This is a genomic window from Streptomyces sp. SM1, assembly GCF_002910825.1.
Taxonomy (GTDB): Bacteria; Actinomycetota; Actinomycetes; order Streptomycetales; family Streptomycetaceae; genus Streptomyces; species Streptomyces okerensis.
The window spans coordinates 1-298 of the sequence record NZ_NEUB01000103.1; the positions used below are offsets into that span (position 1 = coordinate 1).

The window sequence follows — 298 nt, forward strand, 5'->3', positions numbered from 1 at the left end:
CCGGTGGCCCGCCAGTGCGCGGCGAGCGCCACCATCACGGCGAACAGCACCGGCTGGACGACGTCCACGCGGTCGAGCGAGGGTGCGCCGGGCGCGCCGCGGAGCACCTCGGTCAGGGACCAGTTGGTGTGCGGGGCGAGGGCGCGTTCGCAGGCGGCTACCGTGGCGGCGAACGCCTCGGAGGCGTCGAGCGCCGCCACGGCCATCCCGGCCCACTGCGCACCCTGGCCGGGGAAGACGAAGACGGTACGGCCGCCGCGCGCCCGGCCCTGTACGGCGTGGGGCGCGGGTTCGCCAG

The 298-nt window shown here is 77.5% G+C and carries 1 protein-coding gene; it reads right to left on the bottom strand.

The window, feature by feature from the left end; translation table 11 throughout:
- Positions 1–298: acyltransferase domain-containing protein (locus tag B9S61_RS02180; RefSeq protein ID WP_146064679.1), on the bottom strand; the 298-nt coding region annotated here is incomplete at both ends.